The sequence below is a fragment of the Paenibacillus thalictri genome (genome assembly GCF_004307995.1).
Taxonomy (GTDB): domain Bacteria; phylum Bacillota; class Bacilli; order Paenibacillales; family NBRC-103111; genus Paenibacillus_AF; species Paenibacillus_AF thalictri.
This window is the reverse complement of the sequence record NZ_SIRE01000020.1, coordinates 80,574-107,263: the sequence shown is the minus strand read 5'-3', so window position 1 is coordinate 107,263 and position 26,690 is coordinate 80,574. Positions and strand designations below refer to the sequence as shown.

The window sequence follows — 26,690 nt, the reverse complement described above, 5'->3', positions numbered from 1 at the left end:
AATCTTAAAGGATTCAAGACCAGCGCCATGGAACTGACAATTTTTAAAAGAATCATGTTATGATCAAGCTAATCTAGAATCTTTGGCGGTGACGACAAACACATGGAACGTATACTCGTAGTTGATGACGATCCGCAAATTCGCGAAGTGATCCATACCCATATCGAACAATCCGGAATGCTTGCGCTCGAAGCTGAATCCGGAAGACAAGCGATCGAACTGTTGGAAACCGAGCAGATTGACATCCTTATTCTGGATCTCATGATGGATGATCGCGATGGATTTGAGGTGCTGCAATACTTGCGCAATCGCAGGCTAAGCACGATGACTATCGTGGTCAGCGCAAGAAGACAGGAGCAAGACAAGATCATCACGCTTGGACTCGGGGCAGACGATTATATGACCAAACCTTTTAGCCCCATGGAGTTAATGGCCCGTATTCAAGCCGTTCTGCGCAGACGGTATCCGATCTCCAGTCACACTTCTCCAGTCATTCGATTAAGCCCCATGTTTCTGGACGTCGATAACTATACGCTGTTCATCTATAACGAGAAGATTCCCTTAACGATGATAGAGTGCAGCCTGATGCAGCTGCTTATGCAAAATCCCGACCGCGTGATGACAAAGCTCGAAATTTATCAACAGGTCTGGCAGCATGAACGGTATGACGACAACAACTTAAGCGTGTATATAAGCCGGCTGCGTAAACAGTTGGAACGGACTCAGTCGTCTTGGGAAATTCAAACGGTGCGCGGCGTTGGTTACCGCTTGACGGGAGCTGGAATATGAAATTACGTACCAAGCTGTGGCTGTTGCTTGTGCTTAGCGCCGCATTAAGTATGGTCCTGTTCGGCTACTCTTCAGTCTGGATCGGGAAGATCGCCAATAAAGGATACGCTCTGTTCGACTTAAATCCGCTTGCGCAATCCATCGTCGATTCGATTAAGAAACAGCCTGATTTCGGGGGAGACGCGCTGAAACAAACCTTGGATCGCGCGCACGCGGAACACCCTGCCATTCGGTGGGTGTGGATAGACGATCAAGGACAGTCCATCTATGATACGGCGGGGCTTAATCCGACATTTACATTCCATGACTTGGCGATGCTTATGCGGGATATGCCCAAGAGTTTAACGAAAAGAGATGTTCATATCCTCACACCCGCAACCAGGGACGGACATTCATATTTCTTGCTCATGAGCATTCCGGCCTCGGCAATGAAGCAAGGCGAAGTTTATTTTCTGATTCGCACGCTGAAATCATTGCTCACCTTGGTTTTGCCGCTTATCCTGTCGTTTTCATTACCTTTTCTGCTGGCCTTATGGTTGTTCTCATCCCTAAACAAAAGAATTCGCAAATTAAACCATGCGCTGAATCAACTGAATATCCAAAGCGATTCTCCCATGATAGAGTTAATCGATACATCCAAAGACGAACTTGGCCAGCTTTCGCAGCATTATAACTCCATGGCGCATCGGATCCGATCTCAATTCGCAGAAATTCAGCAGTTCGAGAACAAGCGCAAGCTGCTGTTATCCAATCTGTCGCATGATCTGCGAACGCCTCTGACCACGATGCTCGGCTGCACGGAAATGATTCGTACCGGAAATTATAAAGATCAAACAGAACTGCAGGCCAGAGCCAAAATCATTCTTCAACGTTGCAGATATATGGACAAGCTGCTGGATCAAATGTTGGACATCTCCCGCCAGGATGCGGATGACCTGACCATTCGCCTCGCGAATCATAATTTATCCGAGATCGTTCGCAAAATGGCGGTTGAGTATATTATGATACTCGACGGCGACCAGGTTCTGCTCGATGTCGATGTTCCGGACGAGGACATTCACCTCCCTATTGACGCTCCTCTTATGGAAAGGGCGCTGCGAAATATGCTGGATAATGCGATCCGGTATGGGAAAGATGGGCGATATCTCGGCATCCGGCTGACAGCGGACGAACGATCCGTAAATATATTCGTGAAGGATAAAGGAAAAGGGATTGCTCCGGAACATCAAGCGCATGTCTTTGAACGCTTTTACCGGGCGGATGGCGGAAGAAAAGGGGAAGGATTGGGGATTGGCTTAGCTATTGTCAAGGACATCGCTCTTGCCCACCAGGGTAACGTAGAGATGTACAGTACGCCGAACGTGGAAACAGTGTTTCAGATCAAGCTGCCTCGTTAAATAAAGGAAAAAAACGGTCATTTGCAACCGAACCCGCATGGAGCGAACGCGGGAGAACGTGCTTTTTTGACCACAGGGGCAAGCCATATGGCGTGCCCCTGGTTTATTTAACGTATTTCCTTCACGTAGATCAGACGTTCGGTCCGCGCCATCACATGGCATTTCATATACGGAAAGTTGTCATAGCAGTAATCAATGAAGTTCCCCGGATGCTCGCCATTGGAGGCGAATACGTCATAGTGCAGCGGGATGGTGAGGTCGAAACCGGCGGCGTCCGCCAGCTTGGCCGCTTCGATGTAGCTCATATTGCCGACGATCCCCCGGCTGCGCCGGAAAAAGTCGCCCCCGTTAATCGGCAGCATGCCGATGTCGATTTCCTCCGCCTGCAGCTTTTCCAGCAAGCCGGGGTAAATGACCGTATCTCCCGCATGGTACAACGTCACGCCGTTGAGGCGGATCACGTAACCAACAAAGCGGTCGTTGCCTTCTTCATCGCGTTCAAGTGTCTCATGCGCCGCCGGGATCGGCAGCAAATCCCAATCGCCGAAGCTGCGGCGCTCGGCGGTAATTGCATCAAGGATCCGCTGCTCCGGTACGCCAAGCTGAACAAGCTGGCTGCGGCAGCAGGCCGGCGCGACAAATTCGGTATGCGGACTTTGCCGGGCGACGACCGGCACGGTACCCGGATCGAGATGGTCAAGATGCTCATGGGTAATCAGATAAAAGTCGGCGTTCGTAATATGCTCCGGCGCAAGCGGCGGCGGGTATGCCCTCCTGGATGCCGCTTCCGAGGAGACAAACGGATCGATATAGATGATTGTCGAGCCGCCTTTTACAACAACCCCCTCCTGCCCGATAAACCATAAAGCCAGCATGCCGTAAGGAACGGTCGTTTCGTTCATTTCCCGTACAAGTTCTTCGTTGTGGCGAATGCGTTGTCTCATTGATTTTCACCTCTTCGTTATATGGGGACCGCTGCGTTCTGGCATAAACCGTATTCCGATCAGATCAATCGCCCGCCGGACACGCCGTATGCCGCCGCCAAATGCATTGTCAGCCCCGTCTTTTGCAGCTTTTATTCCCCGGTGTTAAATATGTATGTCATGCTTCTGACACTACTGGAATCTCCTCACTCCGTCAACAGCCAAAATACGATTTGCCGGCGTTGCTGCAACCGCAGGAACCGGGCGAATACACCTTCGCTTGCGGCAACGGAACTCCCGGAAATAACGAAAAAACGCCAAGACGACGTAAAAAACGTGCCTTGGCGTTTGGCAGCAGCATCACTTTACCCTTGATGGTTGTTAAGCTGCATCAGTATCAATAGACTAACGAGCGGAACTGCTTGATCGTGTGGAACGAGATAAAGTTGCCGTTGTGCGCGTTGTACGCCTGGCTGTCGCCCGAGCGGCTCAGCACGTACAAATCGTCCCCGTCGATCGCCAGCGAAGCGTAATGGCGCGACTCCTTGGGGGAATTGCCCATGTCGACAAGCCCGGCGAAACACCAGTCGATGCAATTGCGGGAAAAATGCAGCTGCAGCCGGTGGCGTTCGTTGTTTGGCAGCCAGAATCGCTCCGCGGGCAGCTTTTCCGCACGGGTCATGCTGTCCGTCGCCTGCGAGCTGAGCAGCCAATACAACTTGTCGACCTCGTCGTACACGATGTGGAATTTCATCTGGCCGCCGGGAATCGGCACAAACACCATCGTACGGCCCGACGGAGCTTTTTCCAGCATCGTTGTCATCGTGCCGTCGTCGTTTTCCACGACTTTGGCGATTGCGCCTAGTCCCGTGCCTCCGGTATGCGCCCGCATCCACAGATGGAAGGTACGTCCGCTCGGATCGTAGAAATAATGATCGGGATCGGTAAACCGCACGACGTTCGTTTCCAGCCAGCCGGCCGGCGCATTGTTGCGTCCCGGGGAAATGAACTTGCCGGTAATCGGCTCCGTCGGGAAGAAAGGCGTTCCGAAATAGTCGAGTTCATCCACCGGTATGCAATCGCAATACGCCAGCTCGGAGGCAAACGTCCAATTCTCACGTTTCAGCAGATCATCGCCAAGCTTGCCTCGCATCAGCACCGGGGCCAAAATGCTGCACGGCCATATTTTCATGCCGGTAAACGTCATTCGTTCCATCACCAAATACACATGCGTATCGGTGTAATACACATTGGAAGGAGCCTGATGCCATATTTGCCCTTCGGACATGTAGCTCGTTTCGCTCCACGTTTCGCCCCAATCGTCGGAGCGGATAATCGTCAGATCGTTGCAGTGGCCGATGATATACACGGAATTACCGGCTACGAATGGCCGGGCATGCATAAACGGAAAGTCCCCTTGGTACTGCCAGGTTGCCCCTTTATCGTCAGAGGTAAAAATTTTGCCGAACCACAGGTCGCCATGCTCGATCACCCGCTTCGGTCCGGGAAAATCGGCCATGCCCGGGCCGCTCAAATCGAGCGTAGCGACCAGCCTGCCGGTCGGCAGCACGGCGATGCCGGGACTGTATACCCAAATGTTAGGCGGATCCGGCGATTCATATACTTTTACGAAATTCGGCGCCAGCGGCTTAACGGCCAGCTCTTCCGTCGTCAATGGATTGTCCAAGCTCATGTATTCGCATCCCTTTCGTGTCCATCATGGCTTATATACGTATGATTACCATTCGCCCTGCTTGCCGTATTTTTGCTTCGCCGCCGCACCAAACTGCCTGCCTGCTTCGTTCATGGCCTGCAGCACCTGCTCCGTCGTTTTACCGGCTACATTGCGGCCTGCGGCAATCACGCTGTCGCATTCGTTCGTATCCATGAACCGCACCGCTTCGAGCAGCTGCTGCTGATCCTCTTCGGGAATGACCAGGAAACCGTGCTTGTCGGCATGAATCAGCTGGCCCGGCTGTATTTTCGTGCCAAACACCTCGACCTCGCAGTTCCAGCGCACCGGCCAGCTGTAAGCGTGGCCGACGCACATTTTGGCGGCGATCGCCTTAAAACCCGCGTTGTTCATCTCATCCAAATCGCGTACCGCGCCATCGGTTATCGTGCCGACGCAGCCAAGCGAACGGTGGATATTCGCGCCGACTTCGCCCCAATACGAACCATACGCATACGGCTTGTCGAGATCCTGAACAACGACGATTTTCGGGCCGGGAATGCTGGCGATATATTCGCGGCACTGCGCCGGGGCGTCCGGATTGTTCGTTTGGTGGTCCGGGTTGCTTGGCTCGCATACGACAGTGACGGCATAACCGATCATCATGCCCATATGCGGCATATAGTCTTTTGTTTCTTCGAGATTAAAGCAGGTTCTGCGGTCATGCTTCGTAATTTGCTCCCAGCCGTTATACACGGTTGGCGTATTCCATCTCTTCAACTGCAGCAGTTCGCTGTGGCTTAATATTCGCTCTGACATGGCGGTTTGTCTCCTTCGTTTTGCGTTAATACACCAACGCGCGGAAATTGCGGATCTTATGAAATGAGATGAAGTTGCCGTTGTGCGCATCCCGCGCCCGCTCGTCGCCGGAGCGGCTGAGCACGTACAGATCGCTGCCGTCGATCGCAAGGCTGGCGTAATGCCGCGCTTCCTTCGTCGAGTTCCCGGTGGCGACAAGCCCGGCGAAACACCAGTCGATGCAGTTGCGGGAAAAATGCAACTGCAGCCGGTGCCGCTCGTTGTTCGGCAGGTTGAACCGGTCCGCGGGCAGCCGGTCCGCACGTGTCATACTGTCCGTCGCCTGCGAGCTGAGCAGCCAATACAGCTTATCGACTTCGTCATATACGATGTGGAATTTCATCTGCCCGCCCGGCAGCGGCACATACACCATCTTTTTACCGGATGGCGTCGTCTCCAGCATCGTTGTCATCGTACCGTCATCGTTTTCGACCACCTTGGCGATCGCCCCAAAGCCGGTGCCGCCGGTATGAGCCCGCATCCATAAGTGGAAGGTGCGCCCATTCGGATCATAGAAATAATGATCCGGATCAGTAATTTGCACGACGTTGGTTTCCAGCCAGCCGGCCGGCGCGCACATCCGCCCCGGGGCGACCATAACGCCGGTGATCGGCTGCGATTGGTAGAACGGCACGCCGAAATAATCGAGTTGATCCTCGGGAACCGCATCGCGGAACGCCAGCTCCGAGGCAAACGTCCAGCTTTCCTTCAGCAGCAAATTGCTGTCTGTATGCGCTCTCATCAGCACCGGAGCAAAAATGCTGCAAGGCCACGTCTTCATCCCGGTAAACGTCATTTTCTCCATCACCAGATACACGTGATCGCCGGCGTAATGCACGTTGGCCGGGGCTTGATGCCACACTTCGCCTTCCGTCATCAGGCTTGTATCGCTCCAGGTGTCGCCTTCGTCATCCGAGCGGATAATCGCAAGATCGTTGCAGTGCCCGATGACGTACACGGAGTTTCCGGCCACAAACGGCCTAGCGTGCATAAACGGGAAATCGGCGCGGTATTGCCATGTTTCTCCTTTATCGTCGGAGGTGAATATTTTGCCGAACCATAACTTGCCGTTTTCAATGACCCGCTTGGGTCCGGGGAAACTTTCCATCCCCGGTCCACTCAGGTCGAGCGTAGCGATCAAACGGCCGCTTGGCATCACAGCGATGCCCGGACTGTACGTCCAGATGTTGTCGGGATCAGGCGACTCATATACTTTTACAAATTGCTGCGCTAACGGTTGAACGGCCACTTTTGTCCACTCCCTTAATTAGACGTCAATTCGTCTTTTTCTTGGCGTCGATCGCCTTCTGTTCTTCCACCCATTTGTCCACCTTGACCTGTATATCCGCCAGTTCTGCGTCGAGGTCATATTTCTGTCCGTGTGTCGCACGCGAGACGATATCCGCCATCCATGGGCGAATGGTCGAGAACGTAATCGGCGGGAACAGCACGTTTTTCGTATCGGCGACGACGGTCATCAGCTGCCTTGCGTACGGATTGTCCTTGTCGTTCACCCAGTCGGCGTTTTTCCAGGTAGGCAGCTCTTTGTAGTTATCGTAGAAAAACTTCTGCCCCTCCGGACCTGACAACAGCTTCAGCACCTCCCACGACGCTTCCGGATTTTTCGTCTCCTTGGCCATCGCGAACACGCGGCCCGTACCGTAGGACGTTTTGCCGTTTTTGTCCCTGACGCCTTTGGTCACGACATACCGGTCGGTCAGCTTGTTTTTCAGCACTTCATCCATTTTATAACACCATAGGCAGATTGCCACATTATTTTCCGCTTTGCCCCAGTTCTCGAAGCCGCGTCCGATCTCGTAGCCGGGAGGGAGATACGGCACCATGTCGATCATCGTTTGAATCGATTTTTTGATCGCCGGGGTGTTGAAATTCAGCTTGCTGTTGCCAAAGTTGGCCCAGTCGGTTTGCCCGATCTGCACGCCGTTGCCGTCCGAGAAATAGTCAAGCATCATGTGGCTGCTGCTGCGCGGATCGTAATACAAACCGTATGTTTGCTTGCCGGTTTTCGGGTTTTTGCCGGTCAGCTTTTTCGCTTTTTCCAAAATTTCCGCAGCCGTCGGTTTGTCGCTCAGCGGTTCGACGCCCCAATCGTCAAAAATCTGCTTGTCGTAAACGACTGTGTTCGTCTGCAATCCGCCCGGCGTCGCCATCACCTTATGGTCGGTTTGGTTCGTAAACCGCTCCTGGTCGGACCATAGCGACTCATAGAAATTGTCCTTCCATTTGTCACGGGCCATGAAATCGTCAAGCGGCTTCAAGAAACCTTGGTTATAAAAATCGATCGACGAATCGAGGAACAACACGTCCACGCTGTTGCTGAGCAGAAGCGCCTGCCATTTCGCTTTACGGTCGTTGGTCGGCACCTCGCTGAACTCGAGATTCAGCTTCGGATGTTTGGCCAGCAGCGGCTTGAACAGCTCTCTGACACCCTTCACATTGCTGCCGGTAGCCGGATCGATGCCGTCTTCCAGCGGAAACCCGAATACCGATACGCGCACTGTGCCGGAAATCGGATCGGCCGCCTTGGCCGGATCGGCGGCGCTGCCTGTACCCGCGCTCCCAGTGTCTGTGCCTCCGCCGCATGCCGTCATAGCCAGCAGCGCCGAGGTGACTGTACCTAGCAGCGCCATTTTCAATTTGCTTTTTCCCACGAAAAGACCTCCCTTTTGTGTTGACTGCTTTCATGCAGCTGTTCAACCGTCTATTGAAACAGCGGATTGCCCGGCGCGGCTCCCGTTCGGGTGATGGCCGGTCTCGTCAGCCCCAAGCTACTGCTTGATGCCCGAATGGGCGATGCTTTGGATAATGTAGCGCTGGAAAAACAAATACACGAGCAGCACCGGAATGATCGACAGCACGGTCGCCGCCATATTGAGGCCGGGCAGCGCTTCGCCGGTTTGCGTTCTGGCCCGAAGCATCGCGATGCCGATCTGGATCGTGTACTTGGCCGGATCGTTAAGCATAATCAGCGGGAACAGGAAGCTGTTCCATACGTTCAGGAACGTCAGAATGATCAGCGTGGCCACAATCGGCATGCTTAGCGCAAAATAAATGCGGCTGAACGTTTGAAATTCGCTTGCCCCGTCGATCACCGCAGCTTCCCGCAGCTCTCCCGGGATGCCGTCCATAAACTGCTTCGCCAGGAATGTGCCGAAGATGTTGGCGATCGCCGGCAAATAAAACGCCCAATACGTGTTGAGTAGATGCATGTTTTTGAACAGCATAAACAGCGGAATCAGCGTGGCTTCGCTGGGGATCATCAGCGTGGCCAGCACAACGAGCAAAATGATTTTGCCCCCCTTGACGTTCAGCTTCGAAAGCGCATACCCCGCCAGCAGCGCGGAAAACGTGCCGATCGAAATGACGCCTACCGCAATCATCAGCGTGTTCCAATAAAGCCTGGGCATATTGATGTTTTTGATCGCCGTGTAGAAATTGTCCAAGCTGACATGCTCCGGAACGATACGGAACGGAAACGGAATTTCGAACACGGCGTCCTTATCGAACGCGACGGAAAACATCACGACAAAAGGAACGATAACGATCAAGCCGCCTGCGGTTAATATGGCCAACGTGATCCAAGCGCGAAGCTGCTCCGCTTTGCGTTGGGACCGGTAAGCCGGTCTGGCGCCGGTGACGGCGGCGGTGCTTGAAGTGGTTTCGATGTCCATATCCATGAAATTCAACTCGCTTTAATCCTTATTCTGAAACATCTTAAAGTTGATCAGCGTGACCGCAAAAATGATGATAAAAATGATGTAGGACGCAGCGGCCGCTTTGCCGAACTCGTACGTGTAGAAGCCGTAGCGGTACACATAAAGCATCAGCGTGAACAGCGAGCCGCCCGGGTTGCCGTCGGGTCCGCCGATGACGAATACCTCGGAAAACCGCTTGAATGCGCCAATCGTGCCCATCACGACCATAAAGAAGATGACCGGCTTCATGCCGGGAATCGTAATATACAGCCACTGCTTCAGTTTCGATGCGCCGTCGACCTCCGCCGCCTCGTACAAATCACGCGAGATCGACTGCAGTCCGGCGAGCCAAATCAACACCGAATAACCTACGCCATGCCATGTGTCCATCAGAATGACGCTGATTTGCGCATAATGAGGATCGGCCATCCAGCCGAGCGGAGCGAAGCCGAACAAATTCATCACCGTATTGGCGATGCCTTTTTCCGTGGGGTAAAAAAGCAGTAGAAACACGATCGATGCGGCAATCGTCGAGGTGACGTTGGGCACGAAATAAACCGCTTTCATCAGCACGCTGAGCCGCGGGAACGCCAAGCTGTTGATGAGCGAAGCGACGATGAAACTTACCGGCAAGCCGATGCCAACGCTCATAAGGCCCATAATGACGGTATTTTTTAATGCCCGCCAGAAAGAAGTATCATGCAGAATGAAATCATAGTTGCCTAGTCCCGTCCATATCCCCCTTACTCCGTTATGATGGTACAAGCTGATGCGGAACGCCTCTCCGATCGGATACAGTGAAAATGCGAGCACGCCTACAATGAGCGGAAGCAGAAATAAGTACCCGACGATGTCTTTGCTGTGAATGAATGTTTTTTTCGGGAACACTGGGTGTACACCTCCTTCTCATCCCTGGGCCTAATTATTGGGGACGGAGCCGATAAAATACAGGTGAAATTTTTACGATCGGACGGCAAAATTACGTTGTTTATCGTATTCCGCGAATAACACTCTCTGCTGCGCCGGGCCAGCCGCTACGAATTGGCGGGATAGTGCGTTTTCTTGTATTCGACCGGCGTCATGCCGACGATTTTCTTGAACACTTGGCCGAAATATTTGGCGTCCGTATAACCGACCTGCTCGGCTACCTCGTAATTTTTCAGCTCGGTTGTCTTCAGCAACTGCTTCGCTTTGGCGATCCGGATGTTCGTCAGCACGTTCATCGCCGTTTCTCCCGTATTATCTTTAAACAAATTGGCAAAATAATTCGGCGTCAAAAATACCGAGTCGGCGATGTCCTGCAGCGAAATGTCGCTGCCGTACCGTTCTTCCATATAAGCGATCGCCTTCTGCACGATCGACACATTGCGCTCCCGTTTGTTTTCTTCCACGATCGCCGCCAGCTTGTCGACGTAACCGATCAGCCAGCTTTCGAGCTGGGCAATCGTCTTCTGCTTCCTAATCTGCTCGTCCAGCTTGGCCAAATCGACGGCCCGCTCGCCTTCCATGTTCCACTCCATCAGCTTGCGCTGCAGCGTGAATGCAAGCTGCAGGCACACGCCGCGCAGATGCTCGGGATTGACGTTATACATGCCAATCATGAACTGCACGAACTGCTTGGTGCAGCTGCGCAATCCTAGCGTATCCCCGATCTTCAGCGCCAGCGCCAGCTTGCCCTCCAGCTCGAACGGATAAGAGAGCTGCTCGCGGCCGCTCCGATAAGCGATGTCTCCGCTGAAGACAAGGCTGCCCTTGCCGGAGTATAAGCGGTATTGCAGCGCCTCGCGCGCTTCCTCGTACGACTGCGCGATTCGTTCCGAGCCAGCGTATAGGCCGCCGATGCCGATCGATACGGAGTTTTTGTAGTAATTCTGAAAATAATACTGCATCTTCTTGGCCAGCGATTGTACCCGCTCCACGTGCCTGCTTTCGCTGGCCGCCTCCAGCGGGCTGACGATGACGACCAGTTGGTTTTCCTCGTGCTCGATGACTTCCGTCCCGTACTGCTCGCCAAGCAGCTCCTCGGAAATATTTTTCAGCGCAAACATGAGAAGCTGCTTTTCCTGCATGCTGTACCGCCTGGGCTCGCCGCCTTCTTCGTCGATTTCCATCACAAGGCACATGAAATGCTCTCCTTGCAGCGCAAGGTTTAAATAACCGTAATTTTTGCGGATATCCTCCATCGTCATCTGACCCATGAGCAGAAACCGGATGTATTTTTCCTTCAGCACCGGAATGCTTTGGAACAGCTGCTGGCGCAGCTCCTCGGCGTTTTTCAGCGGGCTGCGCTCCGCCTCGATCGCCTGCTTTGCTTTGCCGATCACCGCGGCAAGCTCCTCGACCTTGCTTGGTTTCAGCATGTAGTCAAACGCTCCATAGCGAATCGCGGTCTGCACATAACCAAAGTGATCGTACCCGCTCAGCAGAATAACCTTGGCGTGGGGCACAATTTCCAGCGCCCGCTGCGTAAACTCCAAGCCGTCCATCTGCGGCATCAGCACGTCCGAGATGATAATGTCCGGCTGCTTTTCCGCCACAATCTCCAGCGCCTCCAAGCCGCCTTCCGCTTCACCGACAATTTCAATATGCTGCTCTTCCCAATCCAGGCTGATTCGCAGCCCCGTCCGCACTCGTTCTTCATCGTCCACCAGCATCAGCTTATACATGATGTCCTCCAGGTATCGTAATCTGTACGACCGTGCCTTCGCCGGGCTCGCTTTCGTAACGGATTCCGTATTCTTTGCCGTAAGCCAGATGCAGCCGTTCCTGCACGTTATAAGCGCCGTATCCCGCCGAATCCGACCGCTGCTGCTGCAAAATATCGGCGATCTGTCCGCTGTCCATGCCCACTCCGTTGTCGCGGATCGTCAGGACAATCTTCTCTCCGCTCCGCCGCGCCTCGATGCTGACATGACCGCGCTCGTATTTCATTCGGCGAATGCCGTGCAGCAGCGCATTTTCCACGATCGGCTGCAAAATCAGCTTGATGCAAGGCACATCCCGCACACTTTCGTCCATTTCGATGCCGTAATCGAATTTATCCTTATATTGCAGCTTTTGAATGTCCAAATAATGCTTCGCATGCTCGATTTCTTTGGCGACGGTTGTCGTCTCGCTGCCCTTGTTCAGGCTTAACCGGAAAAACTGCGCCAGCACGGTTGTCATTTCGCCGATTTCGTCATATTCCTTTGTTTTGGTCATCCAATAAATCGTATCCAACGTGTTGTATAGGATGTGCGGTTTGATTTGCGATTGCAGCGCCCGCAGCTCGGCTTCTCTGATCTGCTTCTCATCTTCCCGCACCTTGGCGATCAACGCTTTGATCTCTTCCGTCATTTCGTTAAAACTTTCCGACAGCTGGCCGAATTCCTCCTGTGTGCCGAGGTGCACCTTGGCGTCCATGTTGCCGTCCCGTACCCGCTTTATATGCCGCAGCAGCTTGCGCAGGGGAAGCGTAATGCCGGAGGAGATCGCCACCGAAAAAATAACCGCCAGCGTTACCGTTGCCGCAAAAATCGTCATGATCGTATTTCCGGCCATATTGATATTTTTATATATGGACGACTCCGGAATCATCGTAACAAGTTTCCACCCCGTATAGTCCGAAGTAATAAAGTGAACGGAATACGTCGTTCCTTCCAGCCTGACGATCGCGCTGCCCTTTGGCTGCGACATGATCAGCGCTTTGATCTGCGGATCAACCGCTGTGGAAAGCAAGCTTTTGTCCGCATGGGATACGATCAGCCCGTTAGGATCGGCGATATACGTCACCGCCTTCATATCGCTGATCAAGTTTTTGTAGCTTTCGTAAATGTAGCTTTCGCGCACGTTCAGCATCATCAGACCCCAATCCTTGAAGGTCAGCAGCGCCAGCGCTTTGCGGACGTTGGAGATCGTCTTGGGTCCTTGCTTGTCACCGGCAAAAATATTTTGATTCGTAAACATCCACTGCGACTTGCCGCGAGCCGCTTCCGCCTGCCGAAACACGCTTGTCGTTTCTACTTCGGACGGGCTCGGGTTAGGAGCGGGCGGCATATTATACGACAAATTGACGCCGTTGGCCCCGTAAATAACGACCGATTGCAGCTGCTCCGAGCGCCCCCCGAAGATGACCGGATACACCGCATCGTAAAAATTGGTCATGTACGCTTGGCTTATTTTCGGCGTTACGTCCGTTGCTTCCAGCATCGCCTGCATCTCTTTGCTGGCGATGACCTTGACGTACAAATCGTCGATATCCCTCAGCTTGTAATCGATATTTTGCATCGTCTGCTCCAGCGTTTCCCTAATCGACTGGCCGATCTCGCTGACAATCGCGCGCTTCAGCTCCAAATACGAAATCCATCCAATGCTGAGCGTGGATAATACAATAAGCAGCACAAAAGAAACGATAAGTTTGTTCCGCAGCTTCAGGTTCATAATCAGCGATGTCATCCGGGTCATATCGTTTGCTCCCATCGTGTCCGTTTTCCCCATCATACTATAATTCATTATGCGCCCATACGCAGGAATTAGGACAGATTGAAATTTTATGATTGGTTTAAAATCTTATGCATGCCAAAAACCCGGCGGTTGCCCGCCGGGTCTGCTGATCCAATCTATTTAGCTCCATACCCGAATATGCCGGAGCAGGCGGCATGGCCTCTCGTTTTCAACGGCGTGATACGTCCTACTTGATGATTGGCCACGTCGGACACGTGCGCCACTATTTCTTGGGGGAGAGGCGGAGAGTTCACAAGGGCTGGGCCACCGCTCGAACCGGCAGTATTGTCCTGTCGACCGGTCTTGAGTTTCATTACTGGTAGCTGACCCGGTAGATAACACCGCCTTGGTCGTCTGAAATGAGAAGGGCGCCATCGGGGGTCCGGAGCACCCCCACCGGACGTCCCCAGGCGCCGGAGCCGGTTAACCAGCCGGTGAGGAAATCCTCCGGTTGGCCCGATGGCTCTCCGTTCTGAAAAGGAACGGAGACCACCTTGTATCCGGTCCTTTCCGATCGGTTCCAAGATCCGTGAAACGTGATGAATAGCCGGCCCTGGTACGCGGCCGGGAATTGAGTGCCGCTATAGAACTGCACACCGAGCGGGGCGGAATGAGCCTGCATTTTCAGTGCCGGTGCGACGGTAGTTGAGCAGGAGTCGGGTTGCCCGAACTGCGGGTCGCTGATCTGTCCGCCGTGGCAGACCGGCCAGCCGTAGTCGCCGCCGTCCCGGATCAGGTTCAGCTCCTCCGGCGGGAGATCGTCACCGAGCGAGTCCCGCCCGTTGTCCGCACCGAAGATCGCTCCTGTCTGCGGATGGAAGGCGAAGTCCACCGTATTGCGAAGCCCGCGGGCAAAGAGGCGCCCGCCGGAACCGTCAGCGTTGTAAACCCACATCGCTGCACGGTGGGCGTCCTCCTCCTTGCAGACGTTGCAAGTCGATCCAATCGTAACGTACATCCGCCCGTCCTGGCCGAAGCGGACGGTGCGGGTGATGTGCGAGCCGCTTGCAGGCAGGTCCACCAGCTTCTCCCCGCGGACGCCCTTGCCGTCGAAGCGGTATATCCCGTCAATGGCGCCTACATAGAGTGCTCCCTGATGCCATTCTACCCCGTGAGCTCTCTCCATGTTCGAAGCGTAAATCTCGGAAGAGTCGGCCACGCCGTCACCGTCTGCATCGGCCAGGCGGCTCACCCGGTTGGCGCTCATCTCCGCCACATAGACCGCTCCGTCCGGTCCGATCGCCATATGACGCGGCCCCTGCAGCCCGGCTGCGAAGACCTGGATCGTAAAGCCGGGCGGCAACTGAAGCTTCCGGTCTCCGCCAGGGTACGCGCTTTGATAGCGGGCCGGAACTTGAACCGCCGCCGGCACCAGGGCCGACACCGGAGCCGGAGCCTGGGCGGGAGCCGGCGGTGTCTCCAGAGACGCCGCCTCCTTGGTCGGGTTCGCCTGCTGAGGACCGCTGCAGGCGGTGAGCAGCAGCATGGTCAGCATCAACAGCGAATAAAATGTTTGCATCATAGAACCTCCTCGTCAAATGTATTTCGGCCCGGATCTGACGGCAACTCATAACCAAGGCTGGTTTGGCGGCGATTGCACTGCAGCTTTCACCGCCAACACGCAAGACGGCAATAAGGAGTCACGCTCGTTGCGTTATATTACATCTCCTCCGTTCTCCATTCCTTCAGCTTGCTTTCTATCGTATCCCGTTTCACATCGGTCATCATCGACGGCTCGAATTCCAGTCCTTGCTCCAGCACTTCAACCGCCCGGTCACGCTCTCCGAGTTCCCCAAGCGTCAAACCGTAATAATAAAAAGCTTCAGCAAACGTCGGCTTTAATGCCAAAAGCTTCTCATAAGTTTCCTTCGCTTCCTGATGGCGGCCGAGCAGGTGGTAAGTGTAACCCAGATTATCCAATATCGTTTTGTCGGAATCGTTATATTCGTAAGCCTCTAGGTTGAAGCTTAACGCTTTGTCGAGATCGCCGTTCATGACATAAAACAACCCCAGGTTTCCATATACGATCGTATTTTTGAACTCGGAGAAGACCTCTTCCATCCACTCGAGCGATTGTTGCTTTTGCCCGAGCATCCATAAAGCCATGGAGTAATTAATCTTTGCATTCATTTTCTCCGTGTGTGCCAGAGGTTGCTTTAAAATATCGGCCAGCAGCTTCTCCGCCTCCTCCACTTGTCTGTTCTTCAGCAGGAGGAATGCCCGAGAGATCGCGTACGAAGCATTTTTGCTCAATTGGTAAGCTTTGCCGAAGCTCTCCGCAGCCCCGATCAAATCTTTTTTGGCAAAACGGGAATTCGCCTGAACAACGAAGAAGTTAGCGCGCAGTTTAAGCCCTGCATAAACAAGTAGAATAACAAGCGCCGCAATTCCGTACCATCTTCCGACTTGAAACAAAATCAGAACAATCACAATTGGAATAACTATTTTTAACAGCGGTTTCAGCCAAGCTTTCATAATTACCTCACTCTCACCGATAGACCCCAATTCACGGAGCCGGTTCCCAATAATCGATTCTCAAGAAACATCCTGCTTACCAAAACATTACATTAAACGCTAATGTACTTTACTTTATCACAGCTGCCAGCTTTCGTGCCAGTCAGTTCCCTCAACGTTATTCACTGATTGCCTTTAGAAATTTCGCCGGATTGCCTGCTACAATGGTGTTTTCCGGTACGTCTTTGGTCACAACCGAACCTGCAGCGACAATGGAATTGTCACCAATCGTAACTCCGGGCAAAATGACGCAACTGCCGCCAATCCAGACGTTGTTTCCGATTGTGATCGGGATACCGTAACCGCTTTTGTTCCTGTCTTTAGGTTCAATAGAATGTCCGGCCGTGTAAATTCCAACATTAGGCGCTATCATACAATCGTCGCCAATTCTGACCTCAGCCATATCCAGAATCGTACAATTATATCCTGCATAAAAGTTGTTTCCCACATGGATGTTGTAGCCCAGATCGCAATGGAAGTTATGCTCGATGCTGACTCCCGGCCCAACCGTTCCAAACAATTCCTTAATGATATTCTCTTTTGTCTCCGCATCTTCAACATCACATTGGTTAAATTGCTGGATTAGCTTCTGAGCCCTAATGCTCTTAAGTTTTAATTCTTCAGTTCCTCTGACGTAATGCACCTTTTCTTTGTCCATAATATCTTCCAGCTCCTTCATTCTCCATGTGCATCGTTGCGATGGCCTTCTTTTAGTCGGGTTTGCGTTCCTGCTCACATATCGGGCAGATTGGGCAATCGCTTGATTTATAGAACCGGTGTCCGCCCTATATGAAAAACCTAGCCGAAACCTATTTTTTAAATATTTTTCATTGTATTCTCCTCATGATAGCATACTTGTATGGAACGGAAGCAAACGCAAGGATGCAAAAAAGCGGAGAAAAACATTTAAGTTGAACCAAACATTTGAAAGTCCGTTTCAGTCCAAAATAAACAGAAATATGAGGAGGTTCGACCATGATCAATGATACGGATTTGAAGCACCTACAGCGCTGTATTGAACTCGCCAAAGCGGCTTTGGCAGCGGGTGACGAGCCGTTTGGCTCCATCCTTGTCTCGGCCGGCGGAGAGGTGCTGGCGGAAGACCACAATCATGTGGCTGGCGGCGACCATACCCAGCATCCGGAATTTGCCTTGGCCCGTTGGGCTGCACAACACATGACGGTGGAAGAAAGAAGCAAAGCGACGGTCTATACTTCGGGCGAGCATTGTCCTATGTGCGCTGCGGCCCACGGATGGGTCGAATTAGGCCGGATTGTATATGCAAGCTCTTCGGAACAGTTGGCGCAATGGCTCGGCGAGATGAAAGTTGCGGCACCGCGCGTTCGCACTTTGGCCATCCACGAAGTCATTTGCGATACGGTCATAGAAGGTCCTGTTCCTGAACTCGCCGAGCAAGTTCGTGAGCTCCACCGTCAGTTTCACGCACATACGTAAGGCAGGCAAACTTACTTAACGGATGTTGCGGCAAACCTCGCTTCTTGAAGTTTTCGAAATGTAATGTTATAGTCCTAGTGTAATATTCGAGCCCACCAGGAGGATTATTAAAGATGTATTATGTCAGACTTCGACTCCCTTCTTTGAACAAATAATTCCATATGTTCAAAGACTCTGTTTGTCTCAAACGGAGTAAACGGGATCAGTCTGCCCATTTTTAATAATCTTCATATACGCTAAAAATATGAAGGAAGGCGGATCTATCTGCCTTTCTTCATTTATGTTGATTATTGCTTTCCCTTTGTTTAAGGGGAGGTTTATTGGATTACGCTTATTATCGCGTACATCCTCACAAATAATGGACGGGTCATCTTCCCTTTTACTCTCAAACACAGGCAAATAACCTGTGTTTTTTTATGTGCGAAAGGATGAGGTAAATGACCGGGATGATAAAAAACGCAAAACTTATACATATATGCAAATCCACATTGATGTGCCCGCTTTGTAAAAGTCCGATGCAGGTTGTCGAACACAAAAGTCTGATGTGCCGCCAAAATCACAATTTTGATTTTACCAAACACGGTTACCTGAACATGCTGACTCGTCCGGCTAGCAGCGCCTACAATAAGCTATTGTTTGCTGCAAGGCGCGAAATGATCGTGGAAAGTGAATTGTATATGCCGCTGCACAAACGCATAGCCGCAACGATAACCGAGCTTGGCTTAATTTCCGGACATCCTTTGCTGATCGCGGACATGGGCTGCGGAGAAGGATCGCATTTACAAACCATTTTACATGAATGCACTTATCCGGACATCACCGGAATCGGTCTGGATATTTCCAAAGAAGCCATAATGATGGCCGCCAAAAAATACAAAAATCATATATGGCTGGTTGGCGATTTGGCGAAGCTGCCGCTTATGGACAGGTCGGTTCATGTTATTTTGAATATGTTGTCTCCGGCAAATTACAAGGAGTTCAACCGGATTTTAACTCCGGATGGAGTCGTCATGAAGGTCGTGCCTCGCCCCGGATATTTAAAGGAACTGCGAGAGGCGCTTTTTGAAAACGACGGTCCCAAGACATATGAAGCCGGGCATTCTGCGGCGCTTTTTGAAAAGCATTTCCGCCTGCAAGATGTCATTCATGTTAACTACACAGCAAACTTAAATAAAGAGGAAATCGCCAGCTTGGTGCAAATGACCCCGCTTGCCTGGTCATCAAATAAAACGCGAATGGAATCGTTCAAACATCAAGACAACACGCGGATCACCATAGACTTGGACATTTTGCTCGGCTCCAAAACCTAAAATAGCCGAAATTGACAAAAGATTCACCGAAAGCGGAAAGCGTTTCCGGCAGGCCGATGGTATAATCGAAAAAAACCAACAGGAGGTCATATTCCTTATGAATAATCCGCAAATTCCCGCACCACTGCTGCTGCAGCGGCTGGAGCATCCCACAGGTACAGTCAGAATGGTGCTCGACACCGATACATATAACGAAATTGACGATCAATTTGCTGTCGTGCAGGCGTTTCTGTCTCCGGAACGTCTGAGCGTCGAGGCGATTTATGCGGCTCCGTTTCTGAACAGCAGGTCCGAAGGGCCGGCGGATGGGATGGAGAAAAGTTATGATGAAATCGGAAGGCTGCTGGACAAAATGAAACGTTATCCGGCGGGAGGCGTACTTCGCGGCTCAACCTCCTTTTTGCCTGATGGAGAAACGCCGGTTAACAGCGCGGCGGCGGAAGATCTGGTCAAGCGGGCGCTGGCTTCGCCGGAGGGCGACCCGCTGTATGTGGTGGCGATTGGGGCGATTACGAATATCGCTTCGGCCATCTTAATGGAGCCGCGAATTGTGGAGAATATCGTCGTCATCTGGCTGGGCGGACATATGCCGAGCTGGCACCATACAAGGGAGTTCAATCTGGTGCAGGATATTCCGGCCGCCAGAGTTGTTTTCGACAGTGGTGTCCCCTTGGTGCTCATTCCCTGCCAAGGGGTGACAAGCCATCTGCTGACAACAACTTCGGAAATGGAGAAATATGTGAAAGGCCGCGGAGCGATCGGAGATTTTCTGTTCGAGCGGTTCTATGCATACACAAACGATCATTTTGGCTATTCCAAAGTGATTTGGGATATGGCGGCGATCGCTTACCTGCTTGATCCTACATGGGTAACGACGCATATCGTGCATAGTCCGGTCGTAACCGAACAAGGCACGTGGAGCGTGGATACATCGCGTCACTTTATCCGCTGTGCGGTTCAATTGAATCGCGACCGGATATTCAAAGACTTCTTCGCCAAGCTGGACGCATTTGCCGCCGGCAATTGATAGGTTAGGAAGCGAAGCATCGTCCGCTCATAGCAAATCCCGGCAGCCGTTTATGCGGCCCCCGGGATTTTGTTTTGCATGTGCATTTCCGCACGTAAGAGCGGACTTCAAACCCGGTAGGCGCTGGGTTTCTTGCCAGTGATGCGGCGGAAGGTGGCGCTGAACTGGGAAAGAGAGGTAAAGCCGCATTCCAGTGCGACATCGGTCAAGCTAGAATCGCGTCCGCGCATCATGGTGATCGCCTTGTCGATCCGAAGCTGGCGCAAATATTGCATGGGCGTAACCCCAACCTCGTCCTTGAACAAATGGCGAAAGTGGTCGTAGCTGTATCCGCTGAGTGCGGAAAGCTGGGTGAGGTTCACCTTTTCGCTGAAATATTGGTCCATGTAATGCCGGGCGTTCCAAATATGCCGTTCTTCGCCGGAAGCGGAAGGCGCAAGAGGACTCTGCAGCCGGAGCACCTCAATAATGACCGCCTGCAGCAGGGCATTGATTTTTAACTCGTAGTGGCTTTTCTTCGCGTTCATCTCCGCATCCATCTGCTCGATAAGCCCTCTGATCGTAAATGCAAAGTCGCGATGCATCCCCGTATTCAGCTCCACCGGAGTCTGATCGCAGTAGAAGCCGAAGTACACGACTTCCGTATCGGTATGCCGGATTTCATTATGATCTGTATTCGCGCGCAGCACGGTGAAGATGCCGGGTTCATACCGGTATTCGTTATGTTCGAATGCCGTTGTCCCGGTCCCGCTGCGGTAATAGACGATTTCGAACATCGGGTGCCGGTGAAAGTCAATATGGCTATTGGCTTCCCGAACGGCGCGATGCAGAAAATGGAGGGTGCAGTTCATAGAGTACCGGCTCCTTGCTGGTAGGGTGGAATCAGGTACACTATTCGACGGGAGTGCATGGAATCCTTTTCTCGCGCGACGGGATCTCGGGTAGATTTCCTGAATAACAGCATGCCTGCCCTTCTTTGGATAAACGGCGGCATTATGCACTTTTTACCAAGCGGTATATCCCCCATCTACCGAGAAAACACTGCCGGTTGTGTAAGAAGACGCCTCTGATGCCAAATAAACAGCGATGCCTTGAAGCTCATCCGGCACTCCGGGCCGTCCCATCGGCGTCATGCTCATCCAGCGGTCTATTAATTGCCCTCCTTCCAAGAAAAACTTCTCCGTCAACTCTGTCTTCATGTAACCCGGCGCAATAGTGTTCACTCTTATCCCATAAGGAGCCCACTCTGCGGCTAGCGTTTTTGTGAGCGAGATGACACCGGCTTTGGATACGTTATAGGCGATTTGGCATTGCGGTGTATTGACGATAATCCCTGACATGGAAGAAATATTAATAATTGATCCTTTCCGCTGCCGGATCATTTCGCGTCCAACTGCTTGGGACATAAGAAACACACCGTTCAAATTCACATTCATGACATCTAACCAATCCTGATAGGAAGTATCTTCGGCTTTGGCATTTTTTACGATACCCGCATTATTAATTAGTACATCGATACGCCCAAACTCCCGCACAGTCTCTTCCTGAACACGCAGCGCATCTTCAGGGCTACACACATTTGCTTCCATTACATAAACCTGTACCCCAAACTGCTCGCGAAGCTCTTCAGCAGCTCTGTCAGCTTTATTACGGTTTAAATCTACAATGACTAAATTAGAACCCATTTCGGCCAAAGCAGACGCCATCGATCTTCCAAGCCCAGCGGCTCCGCCTGTTATGATGGAAGTATATTGCTGCAAGCTCATTTTATCCTTTATACCCATACACATTTGCTCCTTTATATAAGACTGAATTACCGGGAATTTCCCTCATTTTGATAAGATAGGGTTCACAACTTAAGTTGGAATCCATGCAAGAAATAATGACGCATGGTTTATCGACCATGCGCCAATTAATCTTAAGGATCCTTCATTTTCTTTTCTCTCTGTTATTCTGCAGATTATACCTGTCCGTTCTCATCCGGCAATACAGCGCCTTGCTCCACCAGTATACGCTGCACTTCTTTAATATTGACATGCCTAGGCTCTACGCCGGTCTGACTGGCTACAGCTGCCCCGACTCCTGCAGCTTGACCGAGTGCAAAAGCGCAAGGCATAACCCGAATCGCGCCGAGCGCTTCATGAGTAGCCGACACACAGCGGCCGGCCAGAAGCAACCCGTCCTTTTTTTCAGGAACGAGGATGCGGTAAGGCAGTTGATAGATGTTAGCGGTTGAAAATTCTTTACTAAATTCAGTGGTTACTTCATTAGGGCTGTGAATATCAATCGGATATCCGTACAGGGCGATTACATCTTCAAAAGACCGGCCGCTAATTAAATCATCGGCGGTGAGCATGTATTCCCCGATCAGGCGGCGTGTTTCCCGCACACCGATTTGTGTCGCAGTATCGACAAGCACAGCATTAGCGAAGCCCGGGAAATATTTACGAAAAAACCGCACCAATTCGAACGCTTGTCGGCGGCCTGCAATTTCCGCTTTTGTCAGATCTTCCGCCTTCGTTCCGTCCAAGCCTTGAACACGGCTTGTGTTGACCCGCCACACACCCGGCTGTGTAGTTTGATAAATACCCAGATGGTTTTTGTTCACTGTCCACTCACCGGTTTTTCGTTTTTCAGCTATCAGATCGCCAAACAGTAAGTCACGTTCTTCCGGATGCTCTTCGACATATTTCAAAACCGCCGCATCGTCTACACCGGCTACACGAAAAAACATCGTCATAGGCTGAGTCAATCCATCCGCCTTCCTGCCCTGCTCCATCGCCGCTCCGGCACTGTTCGCGACATCGCCGTCCGCGCTGCAGTCGACGGTTACTTTGGCACGAATCGCCTGTAATCCGGACTTGTTCAGAATAATCGCACCCGTTACACGATTGTCTTCCGTCAGGGACTCCAGAAAGAAGGAGTGCATGAATAACCGCACCCCATATTGTTCCATCATCTCGGCAGCCGCCAGCTTTACAGCCTCGGGATCGAAAGGAGTGACGTGATCATGCCCTTTGCTGAAAAATCCGGAATACGGGCTGCCCGTTCTTACATATTCCGGATGAACTGCACCGCCAAATGCCTCCATTCGTCTCACCAGCTCGTCAAACACACCTTTGACCAATTGCGTTTTTCCATCATCGCTGAATGAAGTCATGAACGGGCCGACCAGTCCCGCTGTCGCATTGCCTCCCAGAAAGCCGTATCTTTCCACTAAGGCCACATTCGCTCCGGCACGCGCGGCTGCAATAGCGGCTCCGATTCCCGCCGGGCCTCCCCCGATTACCAATACATCGACATCTGCTACGACCGGTACCTCCGTACTATAAGCAATAGCTGCATTTGTCATTTATTACATCTCCTTATCTCACTATCTGTATAAAGTTTATTTCTCGCTTAATACTTTGTCCGAGCGCAATTTCATTGCTTTTACCGCTTGTTCCGTCGTCTGTTCACCGATTAATGCGCGTTCGCCTTCTTCTTCAACGATTTTTTGCATTTCAGCCAATTTATCAAACTTGGTGTCCTTCACATAAGGGACATCCGCAAATACGACCCGTTTAAAAGATTCTACATCGAATAGCTTCTCTGGGTTATCGCCAAGTATAAGCTTGGCTACTTTATCCTTATCCGCCTTTTTCCAGGCAGGCACTCTTCCGCCGGCAATCAAAGGCTCGTTGCCCGAGGTTACATACCATTGCATAAACTTCCATGCGGCATCCTTGTTTTGGGAGCGTGAGTTAATCGTTGTAAAATCCAGATATCCCGTGCCGCCCCCCAAAAATTTACTGTTCTCGCTTAACTTTGGCGGCGGAGCAAATGCGGTAATGAAGTCGTGCGGATAATCTTTGGTATTCTTGATATTTCGCAAGCTTGCCGTTCCGATCCAATGCATCGCAACTTTATTAGTCAAATAGAGCTGTATGCCTTCCATTTTGCTTGTTTTGGCTTCCGCTATAGGCGGTTGAGCTTTTAACTTTTGTTCCAAATTGAACATGATGTCGAAATATTTTTTCATAGCAGGGTGATCAAAATTGCTTGTTCCATCCGCTTTATAAAAGGCGTCGGCTCCCAGCTCCGTTTTGACCGCTTTATCCAGGAATTCGTATATTTTAGGCTGCAGCAAATCCGTATAGGATCCCCACCGCTTATTTGCCCCCTCGCCTTTGGTCAGCTTCTGCGCATACTCGGTGTATTGATCCCATGTCCATGAAGTTGGAATCGGCAGCTTGGCTTCATCGAGAAATGTTTTATTAAGTGAGACGAAATCATTCAGAATGATGGCGGGGATATAGTACGTTTTATCTTTGAATTTATGGATCGCATCCTTGCCGAAATTGTCTTCCATGTTAAAATTGGTTTTTTGAATAAAAGGATCCAAAGGTTCAACCATGCCGGCATCAATCCGCTTGGAAAGCTTATCCATCCGGTAGTTAATGAACAAATCCACTTGGCCTCCCGCCAACAGCGCTGTTTCCAGCTTCGTGTTGCCGCTCTCGTCGTTGACAAAACGCACATATTCGACCTGAATGTCCGGATTGGCTTGATTCCAATTGTCTACAGCTTGCTTGGGTCCCGCTTCCTCCGGCACTCCCCCCCAGAATTTCAGCTTCACAACATTTTTCGCTGCCTCTTTCCCTGTTTCCCCTGTTTTTGTTCCCGTTGTTGTGGGCGCTTGCGTAGAACAACCGCTCAAAACGGCCGTAAGTGTTATACACAAAACCAATGACGTTAACCCTGCTTTTTTCATTTGATCACCCTTTATTTTAATGTATTGATCATATCAACCCTTGATCCCGCTCGACACCACCCCCTCAATGAACCACTTTTGGCAGGCGAGGAACAGAATGATGACAGGCAATATGGAGCTGACGGCCGCAGCCATCATTAAAGTATAATCGGTACCCGATTCATCAATAAAATTGGTTAATCCCAGCGGTACGGTATAGAGGCTTTTGCTGGAAAGAAATACAAGCGGATTGACAAACTCGTTCCAGTTCCAAGTAAAGCTTAAAATAAGCAAAGATACGAGCGCCGGCTTCGACAAGGGGATAATGATTTTCGTCCAGACTCCAAAATGACTCGCCCCTTCCATACGGGCCGCCTCGGAAAAATCTTCGGGAATGCCGGCATAAAACTGTCTTAGCAAAAACACGCCGAAAGCCGTAAACATGCCGGGTAATATAAGTGCGAAATGGGTATCGTATATGCCCAAATAATTAAAGATAATAAATCTGGGGATCAACGTCACCTGGTCCGGAATCATCAATGTTGCCAAGAACACGAAAAACACGAAATCCCGGCCGCGAAATTGAATCCGGGCAAAGCCGTACGCTGCCGCAGAGCTTACTATAATTGTTCCGATAACCGTAAGTACGGTTACCTTTATGGAATTATAGTAATATGAGCTGAACGGCTGTGAACCTGTCCATACCCTTCTATAATTATCCCACTCAAATGACTTTGGAATCCACTCAATGGGATAGACGAATACGTCGATAGGCTTTTTAAAAGAAGTCGACAGCATCCACACAAACGGCAGTACCATCACAATCCCGAATCCAACCAGAATGACCGTATATATAATAGTTAAATAGTTTTCCTGTATCCACGAACGGGATGTTTTTCGGGATTGCATATTAATCACACCCCCCTCCTTTTTTGCGGAATCACTTAATAATGGACCCATCGTTTCTGTCCCTGCCATTGTAAGTACGTTATTACAAATATAATGAGGAACAAAATCCACGCCATCGCTGAGGAATAGCCCATTTTATAGAAATCAAAACCTGTCCGGTAGGCATAATAAGTAAGTACAGTAGTTGATGATCCCGGCCCCCCTTTGGTCATTACAAAGACAGCGATAAACACTTGAAACGAGTGAATGATGCTCGTAATTAATACAAAAAACGTGGTAGGCGAAAGCAAAGGCACTGTAATGTTAAAAAAGCTTGTCACGGGACCCGCTCCGTCGATTTTGGCCGCCTCATAAAGATCCTGGGATATTCCCTGCAGTCCGGCTAAATAAATAATCATGTTATAGCCAATGTTAGCCCATACGGTCATAATCATAATGGCGGGCAGCGCCCAAGATGAGGCTGACAGCCATCCGGGTGGATCGGCAATTCCAATACTTCGCAGAAACGAGTTAATCGGCCCGGTAGACGGGTTATAAAGCGTTCCCCACACAATGGAAACAGCGACTATGCTCGAAACGTAAGGCATAAATATCATCAATCTGATGGGCGCTTTCAAAAAAACACCTTTGTTGATCGCAATCGCCGTCAGTAATGAAAGGACGATGGTTGCCGGAACGGTTCCCGCAACAAATAGTAAATTGTTGGTTAAGCTGTCCTTAAACCATTTGTCTGAAATCAGCTGTTTGAAATTATCGAAACCGATAAATTTCATCCCCCCTAAGCCGTCGAGGAAATTCCAGCTCGTAAAGCTAATAACAAGAGACAATAAAATCGGAATCACCGTCAGTGTGCTGAAGCCTAATATACTGGGCAAAATAAAGCTCCAGCCAGCTAATGTATCCATT

The 26,690-nt window shown here is 51.2% G+C and carries 24 protein-coding genes; 6 read left to right on the top strand and 18 right to left on the bottom strand.

The window, feature by feature from the left end:
- Nucleotides 1-102 precede the first annotated feature (102 nt).
- Both EYB31_RS26020 and EYB31_RS26015 read left to right on the top strand, forming a co-directional pair.
- Nucleotides 103-789 (top strand): response regulator transcription factor, encoded by a 687-nt coding sequence (locus tag EYB31_RS26020; protein WP_131016353.1) that lies wholly within the window; start codon nt 103-105, stop codon nt 787-789.
- Entirely contained in the window at nt 786-2,186 is a 1,401-nt protein-coding gene (locus EYB31_RS26015) for a sensor histidine kinase (protein ID WP_131016352.1), read from the top strand. The genes EYB31_RS26020 and EYB31_RS26015 overlap by 4 nt, the downstream gene beginning before the upstream one ends.
- A gap of 107 nt (nt 2,187-2,293) precedes the next feature.
- Here the strand turns inward: EYB31_RS26015 and EYB31_RS26010 are convergent, their stop codons facing one another.
- Nucleotides 2,294-3,130 carry an MBL fold metallo-hydrolase gene (locus tag EYB31_RS26010; protein ID WP_131016351.1) on the bottom strand — a complete coding sequence of 279 codons (837 nt, stop codon included), beginning with the start codon at nt 3,128-3,130 and terminating at the stop codon, nt 2,294-2,296.
- Between the two features lie 21 nt (nt 3,131-3,151).
- On the opposite strand from EYB31_RS26010, the gene EYB31_RS26005 reads away from it, so the two are divergent.
- A complete protein-coding gene (locus EYB31_RS26005; RefSeq protein WP_131016350.1) occupies nt 3,152-3,484 on the top strand; it encodes a hypothetical protein in 333 nt (110 codons plus the stop codon).
- Nucleotides 3,485-3,506: 22 nt separating this feature from the next.
- Here the strand turns inward: EYB31_RS26005 and EYB31_RS26000 are convergent, their stop codons facing one another.
- The 11 genes from EYB31_RS26000 to EYB31_RS25945 form a co-directional block, all read right to left on the bottom strand.
- Nucleotides 3,507-4,802, bottom strand: a complete 1,296-nt coding sequence (locus tag EYB31_RS26000) for a sialidase family protein (RefSeq protein WP_131016349.1) — start codon at nt 4,800-4,802, stop codon at nt 3,507-3,509.
- 45 nt (nt 4,803-4,847) lie between these two features.
- Complete coding sequence (locus tag EYB31_RS25995; protein ID WP_131016348.1) at nt 4,848-5,600, bottom strand: RraA family protein; 753 nt, start codon at nt 5,598-5,600, stop codon at nt 4,848-4,850.
- Nucleotides 5,601-5,625: 25 nt separating this feature from the next.
- Complete coding sequence (locus EYB31_RS25990; protein ID WP_206105501.1) at nt 5,626-6,888, bottom strand: sialidase family protein; 1,263 nt, start codon at nt 6,886-6,888, stop codon at nt 5,626-5,628.
- Nucleotides 6,889-6,913: 25 nt separating this feature from the next.
- Complete coding sequence (locus EYB31_RS25985; RefSeq protein WP_131016347.1) at nt 6,914-8,311, bottom strand: ABC transporter substrate-binding protein; 1,398 nt, start codon at nt 8,309-8,311, stop codon at nt 6,914-6,916.
- 117 nt (nt 8,312-8,428) lie between these two features.
- Nucleotides 8,429-9,337 (bottom strand): carbohydrate ABC transporter permease, encoded by a 909-nt coding sequence (locus EYB31_RS25980; RefSeq protein ID WP_240762893.1) that lies wholly within the window; start codon nt 9,335-9,337, stop codon nt 8,429-8,431.
- A 15-nt stretch (nt 9,338-9,352) separates the two neighbouring features.
- Nucleotides 9,353-10,243, bottom strand: a complete 891-nt coding sequence (locus EYB31_RS25975) for a carbohydrate ABC transporter permease (RefSeq protein ID WP_240762877.1) — start codon at nt 10,241-10,243, stop codon at nt 9,353-9,355.
- Nucleotides 10,244-10,389: 146 nt separating this feature from the next.
- Entirely contained in the window at nt 10,390-12,021 is a 1,632-nt protein-coding gene (locus tag EYB31_RS25970) for a response regulator (RefSeq protein WP_131016345.1), read from the bottom strand.
- Complete coding sequence (locus EYB31_RS25965) at nt 12,014-13,846, bottom strand: sensor histidine kinase (protein WP_131016344.1); 1,833 nt, start codon at nt 13,844-13,846, stop codon at nt 12,014-12,016. Before EYB31_RS25965 ends, EYB31_RS25970 begins: the two co-directional genes overlap by 8 nt.
- A 304-nt stretch (nt 13,847-14,150) precedes the next feature.
- Nucleotides 14,151-15,359, bottom strand: a complete 1,209-nt coding sequence (locus tag EYB31_RS25955; RefSeq protein ID WP_131016343.1) for a PQQ-dependent sugar dehydrogenase — start codon at nt 15,357-15,359, stop codon at nt 14,151-14,153.
- A gap of 137 nt (nt 15,360-15,496) precedes the next feature.
- A complete protein-coding gene (locus EYB31_RS25950) occupies nt 15,497-16,312 on the bottom strand; it encodes a tetratricopeptide repeat protein (RefSeq protein ID WP_131016342.1) in 816 nt (271 codons plus the stop codon).
- A 157-nt stretch (nt 16,313-16,469) separates the two neighbouring features.
- A complete protein-coding gene (locus EYB31_RS25945; RefSeq protein WP_240762875.1) occupies nt 16,470-17,030 on the bottom strand; it encodes a sugar O-acetyltransferase in 561 nt (186 codons plus the stop codon).
- Between the two features lie 296 nt (nt 17,031-17,326).
- On the opposite strand from EYB31_RS25945, the gene EYB31_RS25940 reads away from it, so the two are divergent.
- The 3 genes from EYB31_RS25940 to EYB31_RS25930 all read left to right on the top strand — a co-directional run bounded on the left by EYB31_RS25940 (nt 17,327) and on the right by EYB31_RS25930 (nt 20,143).
- Entirely contained in the window at nt 17,327-17,806 is a 480-nt protein-coding gene (locus EYB31_RS25940) for a nucleoside deaminase (protein ID WP_131016341.1), read from the top strand.
- Nucleotides 17,807-18,243: 437 nt separating this feature from the next.
- Nucleotides 18,244-19,116 carry a putative RNA methyltransferase gene (locus tag EYB31_RS25935; RefSeq protein WP_131016340.1) on the top strand — a complete coding sequence of 291 codons (873 nt, stop codon included), beginning with the start codon at nt 18,244-18,246 and terminating at the stop codon, nt 19,114-19,116.
- Between the two features lie 97 nt (nt 19,117-19,213).
- A complete protein-coding gene (locus tag EYB31_RS25930) occupies nt 19,214-20,143 on the top strand; it encodes a nucleoside hydrolase (RefSeq protein ID WP_131016339.1) in 930 nt (309 codons plus the stop codon).
- A 107-nt stretch (nt 20,144-20,250) separates the two neighbouring features.
- On the opposite strand, the gene EYB31_RS25925 is transcribed toward EYB31_RS25930, so the two are convergent.
- The 6 genes from EYB31_RS25925 to EYB31_RS25900 all read right to left on the bottom strand — a co-directional run bounded on the left by EYB31_RS25925 (nt 20,251) and on the right by EYB31_RS25900 (nt 26,689).
- Nucleotides 20,251-20,994 (bottom strand): helix-turn-helix transcriptional regulator, encoded by a 744-nt coding sequence (locus EYB31_RS25925; protein ID WP_131016338.1) that lies wholly within the window; start codon nt 20,992-20,994, stop codon nt 20,251-20,253.
- Nucleotides 20,995-21,147: 153 nt separating this feature from the next.
- Entirely contained in the window at nt 21,148-21,927 is a 780-nt protein-coding gene (locus EYB31_RS25920; protein WP_131016337.1) for an SDR family NAD(P)-dependent oxidoreductase, read from the bottom strand.
- A gap of 176 nt (nt 21,928-22,103) precedes the next feature.
- Nucleotides 22,104-23,495 carry an FAD-dependent oxidoreductase gene (locus tag EYB31_RS25915; RefSeq protein ID WP_131016336.1) on the bottom strand — a complete coding sequence of 464 codons (1,392 nt, stop codon included), beginning with the start codon at nt 23,493-23,495 and terminating at the stop codon, nt 22,104-22,106.
- A 36-nt stretch (nt 23,496-23,531) separates the two neighbouring features.
- Nucleotides 23,532-24,761: an extracellular solute-binding protein gene (locus EYB31_RS25910; protein WP_165452622.1), complete on the bottom strand. Its 1,230-nt coding sequence runs from the start codon at nt 24,759-24,761 to the stop codon at nt 23,532-23,534.
- Between the two features lie 168 nt (nt 24,762-24,929).
- On the bottom strand, nt 24,930-25,784 hold the full coding sequence (locus EYB31_RS25905; protein WP_131016440.1) for a carbohydrate ABC transporter permease: 855 nt from the start codon (nt 25,782-25,784) through the stop codon (nt 24,930-24,932).
- Between the two features lie 35 nt (nt 25,785-25,819).
- The gene (locus EYB31_RS25900; RefSeq protein WP_240762871.1) at nt 25,820-26,689 is read right to left on the bottom strand and encodes a carbohydrate ABC transporter permease; all 870 of its coding nucleotides are present in this window, start codon (nt 26,687-26,689) and stop codon (nt 25,820-25,822) included.
- Nucleotide 26,690 lies beyond the last annotated feature (1 nt).